We start from the raw sequence: 14,528 nt of genomic DNA, 5'->3' as shown, positions 1-14,528 counted from the left end.
GAGCGTTTGCGAATGAGTGCACATTGCTGCGGCCACGATCACGACCACGGCGCCGCCTCGGCGTCGCCGGCCTATCGCCGCGTCCTGTGGCTGGCGCTGGCGATCAACTTCGCCATGTTCGGCGTCGAGATCGGCGCCGGCCTCGCCGCGCAGTCGGCGTCGCTGCTGGCCGATTCGCTCGACTTCCTGGGCGATGCCGCGAACTACGGAATCAGCCTGTTCGTGCTCGGCATGGCGCTGCACTGGCGCGCCCGCGCCTCGCTGCTGAAGGCGGCCAGCATGGGCGCGTTCGGCCTGTGGGTGGCGGTGACGACGATCCAGCACGCGCTGGCCGGCACCGTGCCCGAGGCACCGGTGATGGGCGCCGTGGGCGCGCTCGCCTTCGCCGCCAACCTCGGCGTCGCGGCCATGCTGTGGCGCTGGCGCGACGGCGACAGCAACATGCGCTCGGTGTGGATCTGCACCCGCAACGACGCGATCGGCAACCTCGCCGTGCTTGCCGCCGCGGCCGGCGTGTTCGGCTCCGGCTCGGGCTGGCCCGACTATGCCGTGGCCGCGATCATGTCGAGCCTGGCCCTGTTCGGCGCCGTGCAGGTGACGCGCCACGCGCTCGAGGAACTCGGCCAGGCGCGCGCCGCGGCGCCGGCGGAGTAGGGCCTCAGGCCGGCAGGACCTCGCCGTTCACCACCGAGTCGCGGTCGACGCGGCCGGCCAGGAAGTCGATCACGTTGCCGGCCGAGTCCCAGGCCATGCGCCGCAGCCCCTCGGCCGTGCTGGCCGCCACGTGCGGCGTGACGACGAGGTTCTCGAGCTCGAGCATCGACAGGCCCTGGACCATCGGCTCGACGCGCAGCACGTCGAGGCCGGCGCCCGCCAGATGGCCGGACCGAAGGGCGGCCTCCAGCGCCGGCTCGTCGACCAGCGTGCCGCGCGCGGTGTTCACCAGCAGCGCGCCCGGCTTCATCCTGGCCAGGAAGGCCTCGTCCACCATGCCCCGCGTGCGGTCGCTCGCCGGGACGTGCACCGTCACGATGTCGGCCTGGGCGAGGCCGGCGTCGCGGTCGACGACCGGCTCGAAGCCGGCGCCGCGGATCGTGCCCTTGGGAAGGTACGGATCGTGCACCAGCACGCGCATGCCGAAGGCCGCACACAGGCGCGACACGCGCGTGCCGATGCGCCCGAAGCCCAGGACCAGCACCGTGCGGCCGCCCAGCTCGAAGGTGGCGGACTGGCCGCGCACCCGCCATTCGCCGCGGCGCACCGCGGCCGAGACCGGCCCGACATTGCGGGCGAGGCTCAGCATCAGCATCAGCGCATGCTCGGCCACCGAGGCGGCATTGGCCTCGGGCGTGATCATCAGCGCCACGCCGCGCCGCGTCAGCGCCGGCACGTCGACCAGGTCGTAGCCGACGCCGTGGCGGCAGACGACCTTCAGGCGCGGGGCGCCGGCCAGCAGCGCCTCGTCGACCACGGTGCCGCGGACGATCAGCCCGTCGGCGGTCCTTACGCGCTCGGCGAGCGGCGGGACCGGCCCGGTGCCCGGCTCGTCGAGCGTGACGCCGGGCGCCTCGCGCAGGCGCCGGATGCCGTCCGGATGGATCGGATCGGCGACGACGATGTGCGGCATACGCTCAGGTCGTCGGCAGCTTGTAGTCTTCGAACTGCTTGCGCAGCGCGGTCTTCAGGATCTTGCCGGTCGCGCCGTGCGGGATGGCGTCGATGAACTGCACGTCGTCGGGCAGCCACCACTTGGCGACCTTGCCCTCGAGGAACTTCAGCAGGTCCTCCTTGGTCACCTGGGCGTCGGGACGCCGGACCACGATCAGCAGCGGCCGCTCGTCCCACTTCGGATGGGCGACGCCGATCACGGCGGCCTCGGCCACGCCGGGGCAGCCCATGGCGGCGTTCTCGAGGTCGATCGAGCTGATCCACTCGCCGCCCGACTTGATCACGTCCTTGGACCGGTCGGTGATCACCACCGAGCCGTCGGCCTCGATCTTGCAGACGTCGCCGGTATGGAACCAGTCGTCCTCGACGAACTGGTGCTTGCCGTCGCCCTTCATGTAGCCCTTCACGATCCATGGGCCGCGCACCACCATGTTGCCCGAGACGCTGCCGTCCATCGGCAGGTCCTGGCCGGCATCGTCGACGATCTTCATTTCGCAGCCGAACACCGGCCGGCCCTGCTTGGCGGTAATGGCGAAGCGCTCGGCGTCGGGCAGGCCGCGCTCGCCCTTGTTGAAGCGGGTGGTCGTGCCGAGCGGGCTCATCTCGGTCATGCCCCAACCTTGCACGACCTCGACGCCGTGCTCCTTCCAGAAGCGTTCGATCATGGCGAGCGGCACGGCGGAGCCGCCGATCAGCGAGCGCTTGACGGACGACATCTTGAGCTTGTTCTGGGCGCAGTAGTCGAGCAGCGCCAGCCACACGGTCGGCACGCCGGCGCTCAGCGTCACCTGCTCCTTGTCGAGAAGCTCGTAGACGCTGGCGCCGTCGAGCTTGGGACCGGGGAAGACCAGCTTGGCGCCGCACATCGGTGCGGCATAGACCAGCCCCCAGGCGTTGGCGTGGAACATCGGAACGACGGGCAGCACGGTCGTGTCGGGATCCATCGGGATCACCGCGCCGTTGGACGCCATCATCGAATGGATCATCGTCGAGCGGTGCGAGTAGAGCACGCCCTTCGGGTTGCCGGTGGTGCCCGACGTGTAGCAAAGCGACGAGGCCGTCTTCTCGTCGAAGATCGGCCAGGTGAGCGTGCCCGGCTTGTCGGCGATCAGCTCCTCGTAGCACAGCAGGTTGGGGATCTTGGACGAGGCCGGCATGTGGGCGCGGTCGGTCATCAGGATGACGTGCTTCACCGTCTTCAGGTGCTCCCATACGCCCTCGACGATCGGCAGCAGGTTGAGGTCGACGAAGATCGCCTGGTCCTCGGCGTGGTTGGCGATGTAGGCGACGTGCTCGGGCGCCAGCCGCGGGTTCAGCGTGTGCAGCACCGCGCCGATGCCGGAGATGCCGAAATAGAGCTCGAAATGGCGGTAGGTGTTCCAGGCGATGGTGCCGACCCGGTCGCCGAGCTTGATGCCCAGCCCCTGCAGCGCCTCGGCCACCTGCTTGGAGCGCTTGAGCGCGTCCTTGTAGCCGTAGCGGTGCATCGGTCCCTCGACCGTGCGCGTGACGATCTCGACGTCGGGATAGTATCTGCCCGCGAAATCGATGATCTGCGAGATCAGCAGCGGACGGTCTTGCATCAGGCCGAGCATGGCGTTTCCGTGTTGGTTGCTTCGACGTCCTCTATAGCCGAACTGGAGATAGCGAAAAGCACCTCATTTCCGCGGGGTTCTCTCGTGCAAATCCGAGCGCGCAACTCGGGAAGCGGGCCACGCGAGGGGGCCTCCGGCCTCACGGGCGGTTGAGCATCCAGAGGGCGCCGTTCAGCACTGTCGCGAAGGCCACCCACAGGCCGTACGGCAGGAACAGCAGAGCCGCCGCCGGCTGGCGCCGCGCGGTCATGGCGATGAAGGCCCAGAGGGTCGCCAGCAGCAGGACGATGACGACCAGCGCCAGGTCGATGCGGTGAAGGGTGAAGAAGGCCGGCGACCACAGGAAGTTCAGGACGAGCTGGGCCCACCACAGGGTCATGGCGGTCCCGGTCCGCTGGCGCGACCATACCAGCCAGCCGGCGACGGCGATCAGGACGTACAGCGTCGACCAGACTGGCCCGAAGACCCAGTTGGGCGGGTTGAATGACGCCTTGGAAAGGCCGGCATACCAGGCATCGGGTCCCGTCAGGAGGCCGATCGCGGTCCCGCCCCCCAGCATGAGCGCCACAAAAGCGGCAAGCGCCCAAAGGTCCGGCCTTCCCACGACCCGCTCGACCATCTCGACCTCCAGTCCGTCGGCCTTTACGCAACGTGCCGCCGGACGGATCGCTGCCGCGGACCCTTGACGGCCACGGTTTGCGCCACCATCTCGTCGCGACTGCGGGACGGGCCCCTCTGGCGATGCAAGGCATCGCGATGTCGGACCGCATCGGGCGTGCCCGGTGCAGAGGTTCGACGGCCATCGATCGAGCGACCGGGCATGCCTCCACGACGAAGGAGGTGCCATGATCCCCGCGAGTCTCCTGCCGGACGTCCTGCTGTCCGGCCTTCAGGAACCGTTTCTCGGCAAGCCAGCCTGGATGTGGCTGGCGTTCATGGCGGCGGTGGTCGCGCTTCTGGTACTCGATCTCGGCGTGCTGCACCGCCGTCCGCGGGCGATCGCCGTGCGCGAGAGTCTCTGGATGAGCGCCTTCTACATCTCGGTCGCGCTGCTGTTCGGCGCCTGGGTGTGGATCGAGCTCGGCGCCGAGGCGGGTGAGGAGTACCTCACCGGCTTCCTGGTCGAGAAAACCCTGGCCCTCGACAACATCTTCGTCATCTCGCTGATCTTCGCCTATTTCGCCGTGCCGCCCATCCACCAGCACCGCGTTCTGTTCTGGGGCATCCTCGGCGTGATCGTGCTGCGCGCCGCCATGATCGGGCTGGGGGCGGCGCTGGTGTCCGCCTTCTCCTGGACGCTCTACCTGTTCGCGCTCTTCCTGGTGGCGACCGGCATCAAGATGCTGCTGATGGGCGACGCGGCACCCGACATCGGCGCCAATCCGGTTCTGCGTGCCCTGCGCCGCGTGCTGCGCATCACGCCGCAGCCGCATGGCAGCCGCTTCTTCGTGCGGCTGCCGCATCCCGAGAGCGGCCGCCGCGTCCTGTGGGTGACGCCGCTGTTCGTGGCCCTGCTGCTGATCGAGATCGTCGATCTCGTGTTCGCCGTCGACAGCGTGCCCGCGATCTTCGCCATCACCGACGATCCCTTCATCGTCTACACCTCCAACATCTTCGCCATCCTGGGCCTGCGCGCGCTCTACTTCGCGCTGGCGGCTGCCGTCGGGCGGTTCCGCTATCTCAAGCCCGCGCTGGCCCTCGTGCTGGTGTTCATCGGCGCCAAGATCTTCGTCGCCGATCTCGCCGGCTGGGAGAAGTTCCCGGCCAGCCTGTCGCTCGGCATCACTCTGGGCCTGCTCTCGGGCGGGGTGATCTGGAGCGTCTGGCGAATGCGACAGGACCGATGATCCGCCCGGTGCGGGCCGTCGTACCCAGCCGACAATCCAGGGAGCCCGAATTGCGTCTGCGTCCTTTCCTCGCGTCTTTCGTCGCGCTGCTGGTCCTCGGTGCCGGCGCCGCCCGCGCGCAGCCGTCGAGCATCGGCAGCGAGGCGGCGGGACCGCCGCCGAACGACTGGACCTTCGACATCGGGCCCGGTGTCGTCATGGCGCCATGGTTCGAGGGCAGCGCCTACTATCGGGTCCTCCCGATCCCCAACCTCAGTTTGCGCTATCAACGCGACAAGATCTTCGTCTCGGCGCGCGACGGCGTCGGCGCGACCTTGCTCGACGTCGGGGGCTTCAAGGCCGGGCCGATCCTGCGCTATCGCTTCCCGCGCAACGAATGGGATGGGCCGGGGCTCTACGGCACGGGTACGGTGCCGTTCACGGTCGAGGGTGGCGGTTTCCTGCGCTACGACCTGCCGTTCCTCGCTGCGAAGGTCGAGCTGCGCCGCGGCCTGGGCGGCAGCAACGGGCTGGTGTTCGACGCCCTGCTCGACGGCAAGGTCCGGCTCGCCGACGACTTCTTCCTGTCGGGCGGGCCGCGGCTGTCGGTCACCGACGGCACCTACAACCAGGCCTATTTCGGCATCGACGCTGCGCAATCGTTCAATTCCGGCTACGCCCAGTACTACCCCGGCGCCGGCTTGCGCAGCGTCGGCCTCGGCACCAGCGCGGTGTGGCGCATCAGCGACAAGCTGACCGGCGTGGCCTTCGGTGCCTGGAACCGGCTCACCGACGTCGCCGCCGCCTCGCCGCTCGTGACCGGGCCGGCCGGTTCGCCGAACCAGTTCGTGGTCGGCGCCGCGCTCTCCTGGCGCTTCGAATGGTGAGGTTCCGCCGGCCTCGTGCCTTGCCGCCCTAGTCGGCGGCCTGCTGGTCGGCCAGCACGTCGTAGGTCCGCTTCTGGTAGTGGATCATGTAGTCCGTGTACCAGGTGGTCGGGAACTTGGGCGGCTTGTCGGGGCCGACCGTGGTCGGCACCGAAGCGACCGGCCAGTCGATGTTGCTGTCGCAGAAGAAGGCGAGCGCATAGCGCTCGCCGCCGCTCCTGTTGATGGCGCGGTGCGGCGTCGCCAGGAAGACGTCGTTGGTCCAGCGCTGCAGCATCTGGCCGCCGTTCACGACATAGGCGCCGGGCAGGGCCGGAGCGTCGATCCAGCGTCCGTCGCGGGTGCGGACCGAGAGGCCCGAGACCGGGTTGGGGGCGACCAGGGTCAGGAAGCTCGTGTCGGTGTGCGGCGCGATGCCGAATTCGTCGTCCGACGGGCCGTCCTGATGCGGATAGTGGGTGGCGCGCAGCTTGTACTGCATGTCGTGGAACGGCGCGTCGAAATAGGCGGCCGGCAGGTCGAGGGCGACGGCGTAGAGGCGCACCATGCGCTGGACCAGCCGCTCCAGCGTGTCGCAGTACCGGACGATGCCTTCGCGGAAGCCCGGAAGGTCGGCCGGCCAGCGGTTGGCGCTGCGGAAGCGGCGGTCGGCCACGACGTCGGGATGGTCGTCGGGCAGGTCGCGGGCGACGAAGAAGGCCTCGTTGTAGTTGGCCTTGGTGACGGCGTGGACGGTCGAGGTGCGCAGCGTGTCGCCGCGCATCGGCAGGTAGCCGACATTGTGGCGGTCGATGCGCACGTCCATCTTCCGTTCGAGCGGCTGGGCATGGAAGCGGGCGACCTGGCGGTAGGTCTCGTCGATCAGCGCCTGCGGCACGCCGTGGTTCTGGATGAAGTAGAAGCCGATCTCGGTGAGCGCGAAGCGCAATTCCTTCGCGGTGCGGTCCAGCGCCCCCGGCTCGTCGGCGAGGAACGGGCCGAGGTCGATGACGGGGATGGTGTCGGTGGCCATGTCGCTGTCCCTCCGACTCAGTCCGCCGCCTGGCGGTCGGCGTCGTTCAGCACGTCGTAGTTCCGCTTCTGGTACCAGGCCATGTAGTCGGAATAGTAGGTCGTCGGATACTTGGGCGGCTTGTCGGGCCCGACCGTGGTCGGGACCGCGGCCACCGGCCAGTCGATGTTGCTGTCGCAGAAGAACGGGATGGCGTAGCGCTCGCCGCCGCTCCGGTTCACGGCCCGGTGCGGGGTGGCGAGGAAGACGTCGTTGGTCCAGCGCTGCAGCATCTGGCCGCCGTTCACGACATAGGCGTCGGGGATGGCCGGCGCGTCGATCCACTGGCCGCTCTGGGTGCGGATCGACAGGCCCGGCACGTCGTTGGGGGCGAGCAGCGTGAGGAAGCTGGTGTCGGTGTGCGGCGCCAGGCCGAACTCGTCCTCCACCGGCCCGTCCTGGTGCGGGTAGTGCGTCATGCGCAGGCTGTACTGGCAGTCCACGAAGGGCGCGTCGAAGTAGGTCGCCGGCAGGTCGAGCGCGCGGGCGTAGATCTGCACCATCTTCAGGACCAGCCGCTCCATCGTGTCGCAATAGTCGACGACGGTCTCGCGGAAGCCCGGCAGGCCCTCGGGCCAGCGGTTGGGCGCCCGGTAGCGCCGGTTGGCGATCACGTCGGGATGGTCGGCCGCCATCTCGCGCTTGACGAAGAACGCCTCGTTCAGGTTGGGCTTGGTGCCCGTCTGGACCGTCGAGGTGCGCAGCGTGTTGCCGCGGATCGGCAGGTAGCCGGTATTGTGCGGGTCGAGCTTCAGCGCCAGCTTCTGCTCGACCGGCAGGGCGTGGAAGCGCTTCACCTGCTCGAAGGTGGCGGCGATCTTCTCGCGCGGCACGCCGTGATTGACGATGAAGTAGAAGCCGATCTCGGTGAGCGCGAAGCGCAGCTCGCGCGCCGTGCGGTCGAGCGCTCCGGGCTCGCCGGCCAGGTACGGGCCGAGATCGATGACGGGGATCGTTTCGGTGGCCATGGCGTACTCCTTACTCGAACAACGATAGTCAGGTGGGACGCCGAGGAGAAGGGCCGCAGCCGCCCTATTCTCGATGGCGGGCTTGCCGCCTCGCATGGCTGGCGGCCCGAAGAGGCATGCAATTCGCTAGGATGACCCCCGCCCGGCGCCGGAAGCCCTCCGGCAGGCCCGTTTCGGTGCGTGCCGGGTTTTCCCCCGCATCCAATGGTGCTTAACTTCGCGGCACGTTCGCGCACCTTGGGGGCAGAGCAAGCGGTCATGGCCGAACCGGGCAGCGCCCCGTCGGGGAAGAAGAGTTCGCTCTTTCGGGAGGCGGCGCTCGAGCGGCTGAATTCGCCGGAGCAGCTCGACCAGCGCATCCGGCTGATCCCGCCCGCCATGCGGCTGCTGGCGATCGGCGCCGCCCTGATCATCGGCGCTGCCCTGGTGTGGGCCGTGTTCGGCTCCATCCCGACCCGCGCCAGCGGCCGCGGCGTGCTGCTGTCCGACGGCAAGGGCTCGTTCGCGGTCGAGCCGGTGACCTCGGGGCCGGTCACCGAGCTGCTGGTCAAGCACGGCGACCGCGTCGAGGCGGGCACCGTCATCGCGCGCATCCGGCAGGCGGCGCTCAGCACCCAGCTCAAGGGCGCCCAGACCCGCCTCGCGGCGGTCGAGGACAACCTGACCCGTCTCGAGGCCGCCAATGCCACGATCATCGCCAAGAGCGAGGACATCGCCCGTCGCCAGGCGGCGGCGATCGACCAGGAGATCGCCGCCGCCAAGGCGCGGGTCGAGCGCCTGTCCAGCCTGCTCTCCGGCTTCGAGGACCTGAACAAGAAGGGCCTCTTGACCGCGTCCAACCTGGTGAACGTCCAGCAGGAGTACGACAGGACCGTCCTCGCGATCGCCCACGCCAATGCCCAGAAGATCGAGGTCGAGGCGGCGCTCGAGCAGAAGCGCGAGGCGCTGGCGGAACGGCAGCGCCAGGCCCAGGTCGGCGTCGACATCGTGAAGGCCGAGGTCGAACGCCTGCAGACCGATCTCGCCGTCGGTTCCAGCGTTGCGGCGCCCGTCGCGGGCATGATCGACGAGATCCGCGTCGGCGTGGGCGACGTCGTCTCCCCCGGCACGGTGATCGCCACGATCGGCGAAGTGTCGGCGACGCCGCAGTTCCAGGTGATCGCCCTGTTCGAGGACGACATGGCCCAGCGGGTGAAGTCCGGCATGGACGTGCACGTCCATCCCGTGACGGTCCGCCGGGCGGAGCACGGTACGATGGTGGGCCGGGTCGAGGAGATCACGGAGCGCAGCGTGTCCGAGCACGAGGTCAATGCCATCCTGCGCAATTCCACCCTGACCCGGAACCTGATGGGAAACGGCGCGCCGGTCCTCGCCCGCATCACGCTGGTCGAGAGCAAGGAGACGCCGAGCGGCTTCGCGTGGTGGATCGGCAAGGGCCCGCCCTACAGGATCACCCGCGGCACGCTGATCGACGTCGAGGTCATCGTCTCCCGGCGGCCGCCCATCGCGCTGGTGGTGCCGGCCGTGCGCCGGATGCTCGGCGTCGAAGGATGACCGCCCGGTCGCTCGGCCGGGGACGTCGCGTTCGCACGCCGACCATCCTGCAGATGGAGCGGCTGGAATGCGGCGCCGCTGCGCTCGGCATCGTGCTGGCCCATTTCGGCCGGCGCGTCCCGCTCGAGGAGCTGCGGGTCGTCTGCGGCGTGTCGCGCGACGGCAGCCGGGCGGGCAGCGTCGTGCGCGCCGCGCGCTCCTACGGGCTCGAGGCGAGGGGCTACCGGCGCGAGCTCGACGAGGTCCTGGCCGGCCCGTTCCCGGTCATCGTCTTCTGGAACTTCAAGCACTTCGTCGTGGTAGAGGGCGTCGCGCGCAACAAGGTCTATCTCAACGACCCCGCGCTCGGCCCGCGCACCGTCTCGCTCAAGGAGTTCGACGAGAGCTTCACCGGCGTCGTCCTCGACTTTCGCCCCGGTCCGGACTTCAAGCCGGGCGGCACGAAGGACGGCCTGCTCGGGCGGCTGGCCGGGCGGCTGCGCGGCTTCGAGCCGGCGGTCGCCTTCGTGGCCTGGATGGGCCTGATGCTGGCGATCCCGGGCCTGGTCCTGCCCGGCATGACCCAGATCCTGGTCGACGACATCCTGGTCCGGCATTTCGACGACTGGCTGGGGCCGCTGCTGATCGGGCTCGCCGTCACCTTCGCGCTCAACGTCCTGCTGACCTCGCTGCAGCAGCTGGCGCTGCTGCGCATCGAGCTCCGGCTGGCGCTCGAGCAGTCCGCGCTCTTCGTCTGGCACCTGCTGCGGCTGCCCGTCGAGTTCTTCGGCCAGCGCTTCTCCGGCGATCTCGTGAGCCGGGTCGAGTCCAACGACCGCGTGGCGACGCTGCTGGCCGGCGACATCGGCACGGCGGCGGCCAACTGCCTGACGGCGACGATGCTCGGCATCGCGATGATGTTCTACGACGTCACGCTGGCCGCGATCGCCATCGCCGGCGCCGTCATCAACGTCGTGGCGTTGCGCCTCGTCAGCCGGCCGCTGCGCGACGTGGCGCTGCGCCTGCAGACCGAGGTCGGCAAGATCTACTCCGAATCGATCATCGGCCTGCAGTCGATCGAGACGCTGAAGGCGACCGGCGGCGAGGGCGACTTCTTCGGCAAGTGGGCGGGCCACCATGCGCGCATCGTCAACGCCGAGCAGAGGCTCACGGCCTACCAGCAGGCGACCAACCTCGTGCCGTCGATCGTCGCCAGCCTGACCGCCGCGGCGATCCTGGGCGTCGGCGCGCTCCTGGTAATCGACGGCGCGATGAGCGTGGGCACGCTGGTCGCCTTCCAGGGGCTGCTGATCAGCTTCTCGCTGCCGGTCCAGCAGATGGTCGCGGTCGCCGGCAAGATCCAGCAGGCGGCGGCCGACCTGGCGCGGCTCGACGACGTGCTGCGCTACCGGCGCGACTGGCGGTTTCCCGAAACGCCGCGCCCGCCGCTCGCCGCCCGCGCCGCCGGCCGGCTGACCATGGAGAAGGTCAGCTTCGGCTACACGCCCCTGCAGCCGCCGCTGATCGAGAACTTCGCGCTCACCGTCGAGCCCGGCCAATGGGTGGCGCTGGTCGGCGATTCGGGCAGCGGCAAGTCCACGCTGGGCCAGCTCGTCACCGGCCTGCGCGAGCCGCGGTCCGGCGAGGTCCGCATCGACGGCCACACGCTCGCCGACTGGGGGCGGGACAACCTCTCACGCCTGGTCGCCTCGGTCGACCAGGACATCCATCTCTTCCAGGGGACGCTGCGCGAGAACATCACGATGTGGGACGCCACGATCCCGCAGGCGCGGGTGCTCGCCGCTATCGACGATGTCGGCCTGACGGGCACCGTGCAGAGCCTGCCGGGCAATGTAGACGCGGCGATCGAGGAGGACGGGCGCAACCTGAACGGCGGGCAGCGCCAGAGGGTCGAGATCGCCCGCGCCCTGGTGCAGGAGCCGGCCGTGCTGGTGCTCGACGAGGCGACCAGCGCGCTCGACACGATCAGCGAGAACGCGATCCTCCAGGCCGTCCGCCGCCGCGGCATGACCTGCATCCTGGTCGCCCATCGGCTGAGCACGATCCGCGACTGCGACGAGATCATCGTGATGGAGCACGGCAAGGTGGTCGAGCGCGGCCGGCACGCCGAGCTGGTGGCCGCCGGCGGGCCCTATTCCCGCCTGATCAGCATCGAAGAGGCGAAATGACGGCGGTCGAGTCCGCGTCCGGACGCGCCGCCGCGATCGACCTCGCCGGGCTGGCGGCGGCCGCGCGGCTGGCGACGCCGGCCCGGCTGTTCGCGGTCGTCCTCGACGATGACGGAGTGGCCGGCGCCCGGCGGTTCGTGATGGACCTACCGGCCGGCGCCGCGGTGTTCCCGATGGGCGCACCGGGAGCGGCCTTCCTGCTGGTCGACCCCGCCCGACCGGCGGAGCCGCCTTCCTTCACCCGCGAGGGGCTCGATGCCGCCGCCATCGATGCCTGGTATGCCGCGCTGCTTGCCGCCTGCGGCCTGTCGCGCGGCACCGGCGAGACGGTGCTCCTCGAGGCGGGCGAGAGCCGGAAGCTGGCGGCCGGCGCGCGGCTGACGGCGCGCGGCGTCCTGTGGCTGCAGGCGGCGAGGCCCGTCCTGCGCTATCCCGGGGACGGCGAGGCCGACGGTCCGCCCCAGTCGCGGCTGGTCGTCGCCGAGCAGGTCGTGGCCGAGATCGCGGAGGACGCCGAGATCGAGGCGGTCACCACCGCCACCCTGCTGGCGGACACGCCGCCGGAAGCGCTCGGCCGCTGGTCGCTCGACCTCGCCGCCCGGCTGGGCGCGGCGCTGGTCGCGGGCGAGGCGGGCGAGCACGAGCGGCGGCGAAGCGCGCGCGATCTCGACGAGGTGCGGGCCTCGACGGCGATGCAGCGGCTGCGCGACATCGCCGCCGTGCGCTTCACGACGGTCTTGCCGCCGCCGCTGCCCGGCACCGACCTGCTGGCCGCTGCCCTCTCCGTCATCGCCGATGCCCAGGGCTACGAGCTCCGGACGCCGCCGGACGACGATCCGGAATCGCCGCTGGTCCAGCGGCTGCGCCGGTTCGCCACCGCGACCCCCTTCCAGTTCCGCGAGATCGCGCTCGCCGGGGACTGGTGGGCCGAGGAGGGGCCGGCCTTCCTCGCCGTCGACCGCAAGACGGCGCGGCCGGTCGCGCTCGTCTGGCGGCGCGGCCGCTGGCGCGCCACGGATCCCGGAAAGCCGGGCGAGGCCGTCGTCGACAAGGCGCTGGCCGATTCCCTGACCGGCCGCGGCTACATGATCTACCCGGCGCTCCCCGAGCGGCTGGGAACCCGCGAGCTGCTGCACTTCGCGGTCCGCGGCGTCCGCGGCGACGTCGTGCGCCTGGTCGTGGCCGCCACGGCGGCGACGCTGGCCAGCCTGCTGCTCCCCGTCGCGACGGGGGCGATCCTGGGCACCGCCATCCCGCACGGGCGCTTCGTGCTGCTGGGCGACATGCTGCTGCTGCTCGTGACCACGACGGTGGGCAGCGCGGCCTTCCAGGTCGCGCGGGCCATCGCGCTGATCCGGCTGGGCACCATCATCGACCTGCGCGTGCACCCAGCCACGTGGGACCGCGCGGTCCGGCTGCGCGCCTCGTTCTTCCGCGAATACTCGGTGGGCGACCTCGCGCTGCGCATCATGGGCATCGACGCCATGCGCCGCATCCTCTCGGGCGCGGCGGTGAGCGGCGCCATCAGCGGCGTGTTCTCGCTGGCGAGCCTCGGCATCATGCTGGTCTACGACGCCTCGCTGGCGGCCTTCGCCGCGGCCTATGCCGTCGTCGCCGCCGGCCTGATCTTCCTCATCGGTCGCCAGCAGATGCGGCTCGACCGGATCATCATGCAGCGCAAGGGCGCCGTCTCGAGCCTGCTGCTCGAGATGCTGCGCGGCATCGCCAAGCTGCGCATCGCGGCGGCCGAGCTGCGCGCCTTCTCGCGCTGGGCCGAGGCCTTCGCCGGCCAGCGCGTCAACGCGGCGCGGTCGGGCCGGTTGGGCGGCCTGCAGATCGTGCTGGCGACCAGCCTTCCCATGCTGGGCGCGGTGGGGATCTTCGCGATCGCCGCGGGCGGCAGCCATCCGATCGACGTCGGCTCCTTCGCCGCCTTCAACGCTGCCTTCGGCCAGTTCACCGCCGCCCTGCTCGCGGTGGCGGCGGCGATCAACTCCGGCATCGAGGTGGTTCCGCTCTATGCCCGCATCCGGCCGGTGTTCGACGCGCCGCTGGAGGTCGATTCCACGCGCAGCGACCCCGGGCGGCTGGGCGGCCACGTCGCGGTCCGCAACCTGTCCTTCCGCTACGCCGAGGACGGTCCGTGGATCCTGCAGGACATCGACTTCGAGGTGCGCCCGGGCGAATCGCTGGCGATCGTCGGCGCCTCGGGCTCGGGCAAGTCGACGATCATGCGGCTGCTGATCGGCTTCGAGATCCCGACGCGGGGCGGCGTCTTCTACGACGACCACGACCTCGAGAAGCTCGACGTGCGCCGCATCCGCCGCCAGGTCGGCACGGTGCTGGAGACGTCCAAGCTGGTGCCCGGCAGCATCTACGAGAACATCGCCGGCAGCGCCCAGCTGTCGCGCGAGCAGGTCCTGGAGGCGATCCGGCTCGCCGGGTTCGAGGCCGACCTGGCCACCATGCCGATGGGGCTGGAGACCTTCGTCGCCGAGGGGTCGGGCCAGCTCTCGGGCGGCCAGCGCCAGCGCGTGATGATCGCCCGGGCGCTGGTGCACAAGCCGCGGCTGATCTTCTTCGACGAGGCGACCAGCGCGCTCGACAACCGCACCCAGGCGATCGTCGGGGCCAGCCTGGCGGCGACCAACGCCACGCGCATCGTCATCGCCCATCGCCTGAGCACGATACGCGGCGCCGACCGCATCCTCGTGCTCGACCGCGGCCGGATCGTGGAAGCCGGGACCTACGACGAGCTGATCGCGCGCGAGGGCGTCTTCTTCCGGCTGGCCCGCCGCCAGCTGCTCTGAC

Annotated in this window: 11 protein-coding genes; 6 read left to right on the top strand and 5 right to left on the bottom strand. The window is 70.3% G+C overall.

Going from position 1 to position 14,528, the window contains the following annotated elements:
- Window positions 1–12: 12 nt before the first annotated feature.
- A complete protein-coding gene (locus ACO073_RS22470; protein WP_422000457.1) occupies window positions 13–654 on the top strand; it encodes a cation transporter in 642 nt (213 codons plus the stop codon).
- A gap of 4 nt (window positions 655–658) precedes the next feature.
- Here ACO073_RS22470 and ACO073_RS22465 read toward each other — a convergent pair whose 3' ends face one another.
- The 3 genes from ACO073_RS22465 to ACO073_RS22455 all read right to left on the bottom strand — a co-directional run bounded on the left by ACO073_RS22465 (window position 659) and on the right by ACO073_RS22455 (window position 3,882).
- Entirely contained in the window at window positions 659–1,627 is a 969-nt protein-coding gene (locus ACO073_RS22465; RefSeq protein WP_422000455.1) for a hydroxyacid dehydrogenase, read from the bottom strand.
- Window positions 1,628–1,631: 4 nt separating this feature from the next.
- Window positions 1,632–3,263 carry a 3-(methylthio)propionyl-CoA ligase gene (locus ACO073_RS22460; RefSeq protein WP_422000453.1) on the bottom strand — a complete coding sequence of 544 codons (1,632 nt, stop codon included), beginning with the start codon at window positions 3,261–3,263 and terminating at the stop codon, window positions 1,632–1,634.
- Between the two features lie 139 nt (window positions 3,264–3,402).
- The gene (locus tag ACO073_RS22455) at window positions 3,403–3,882 is read right to left on the bottom strand and encodes a TspO/MBR family protein (protein ID WP_422000452.1); all 480 of its coding nucleotides are present in this window, start codon (window positions 3,880–3,882) and stop codon (window positions 3,403–3,405) included.
- A gap of 226 nt (window positions 3,883–4,108) precedes the next feature.
- Between ACO073_RS22455 and ACO073_RS22450 the strand changes: the two genes are divergently transcribed.
- Both ACO073_RS22450 and ACO073_RS22445 read left to right on the top strand, forming a co-directional pair.
- Window positions 4,109–5,110, top strand: coding sequence for a TerC family protein (locus ACO073_RS22450; RefSeq protein ID WP_422000450.1), 1,002 nt, complete (start codon window positions 4,109–4,111; stop codon window positions 5,108–5,110).
- A 50-nt stretch (window positions 5,111–5,160) separates the two neighbouring features.
- On the top strand, window positions 5,161–5,976 hold the full coding sequence (locus ACO073_RS22445) for a MipA/OmpV family protein (RefSeq protein ID WP_422000448.1): 816 nt from the start codon (window positions 5,161–5,163) through the stop codon (window positions 5,974–5,976).
- Window positions 5,977–6,004: 28 nt separating this feature from the next.
- Here the strand turns inward: ACO073_RS22445 and ACO073_RS22440 are convergent, their stop codons facing one another.
- A complete protein-coding gene (locus tag ACO073_RS22440) occupies window positions 6,005–6,988 on the bottom strand; it encodes an isopenicillin N synthase family dioxygenase (RefSeq protein WP_422000446.1) in 984 nt (327 codons plus the stop codon).
- 17 nt (window positions 6,989–7,005) lie between these two features.
- Window positions 7,006–7,995, bottom strand: coding sequence for an isopenicillin N synthase family dioxygenase (locus ACO073_RS22435; RefSeq protein ID WP_422000444.1), 990 nt, complete (start codon window positions 7,993–7,995; stop codon window positions 7,006–7,008).
- A 258-nt stretch (window positions 7,996–8,253) separates the two neighbouring features.
- Here ACO073_RS22435 and ACO073_RS22430 point away from each other — a divergent pair, with 258 nt between their 5' ends.
- The 3 genes from ACO073_RS22430 to ACO073_RS22420 are packed head-to-tail and all read left to right on the top strand — an operon-like array spanning window position 8,254 to window position 14,527.
- Entirely contained in the window at window positions 8,254–9,549 is a 1,296-nt protein-coding gene (locus ACO073_RS22430; protein WP_422000442.1) for an NHLP bacteriocin system secretion protein, read from the top strand.
- Entirely contained in the window at window positions 9,546–11,717 is a 2,172-nt protein-coding gene (locus tag ACO073_RS22425) for an NHLP family bacteriocin export ABC transporter peptidase/permease/ATPase subunit (protein ID WP_422000440.1), read from the top strand. The genes ACO073_RS22430 and ACO073_RS22425 overlap by 4 nt, the downstream gene beginning before the upstream one ends.
- Complete coding sequence (locus ACO073_RS22420) at window positions 11,714–14,527, top strand: NHLP bacteriocin export ABC transporter permease/ATPase subunit (protein WP_422000438.1); 2,814 nt, start codon at window positions 11,714–11,716, stop codon at window positions 14,525–14,527. Before ACO073_RS22425 ends, ACO073_RS22420 begins: the two co-directional genes overlap by 4 nt.
- The last annotated feature ends 1 nt before the right edge of the window (window position 14,528 follow it).

Origin of the sequence: Reyranella sp., assembly GCF_965229815.1 — a bacterium.
GTDB lineage: Bacteria > Pseudomonadota > Alphaproteobacteria > Reyranellales > Reyranellaceae > Reyranella.
The sequence above is the reverse complement of the archived record's forward strand: the minus strand, read 5'-3'. Positions and strand labels throughout refer to the sequence as shown.

Excerpts from the sequence above, each read along its gene's own strand:
- ACO073_RS22470 (WP_422000457.1), top strand. The coding sequence starts at position 13 with ATGAGTGCACATTGCTGCGGCCACGATCACGACCACGGCGCCGCCTCG.
- ACO073_RS22465 (WP_422000455.1), bottom strand. The coding sequence starts at position 1,627 with ATGCCGCACATCGTCGTCGCCGATCCGATCCATCCGGACGGCATCCGG.
- ACO073_RS22460 (WP_422000453.1), bottom strand. The coding sequence starts at position 3,263 with ATGCTCGGCCTGATGCAAGACCGTCCGCTGCTGATCTCGCAGATCATC.
- ACO073_RS22455 (WP_422000452.1), bottom strand. The coding sequence starts at position 3,882 with ATGGTCGAGCGGGTCGTGGGAAGGCCGGACCTTTGGGCGCTTGCCGCT.
- ACO073_RS22450 (WP_422000450.1), top strand. The coding sequence starts at position 4,109 with ATGATCCCCGCGAGTCTCCTGCCGGACGTCCTGCTGTCCGGCCTTCAG.
- ACO073_RS22440 (WP_422000446.1), bottom strand. The coding sequence starts at position 6,988 with ATGGCCACCGACACCATCCCCGTCATCGACCTCGGCCCGTTCCTCGCC.
- ACO073_RS22435 (WP_422000444.1), bottom strand. The coding sequence starts at position 7,995 with ATGGCCACCGAAACGATCCCCGTCATCGATCTCGGCCCGTACCTGGCC.
- ACO073_RS22430 (WP_422000442.1), top strand. The coding sequence starts at position 8,254 with ATGGCCGAACCGGGCAGCGCCCCGTCGGGGAAGAAGAGTTCGCTCTTT.
- ACO073_RS22425 (WP_422000440.1), top strand. The coding sequence starts at position 9,546 with ATGACCGCCCGGTCGCTCGGCCGGGGACGTCGCGTTCGCACGCCGACC.
- ACO073_RS22420 (WP_422000438.1), top strand. The coding sequence starts at position 11,714 with ATGACGGCGGTCGAGTCCGCGTCCGGACGCGCCGCCGCGATCGACCTC.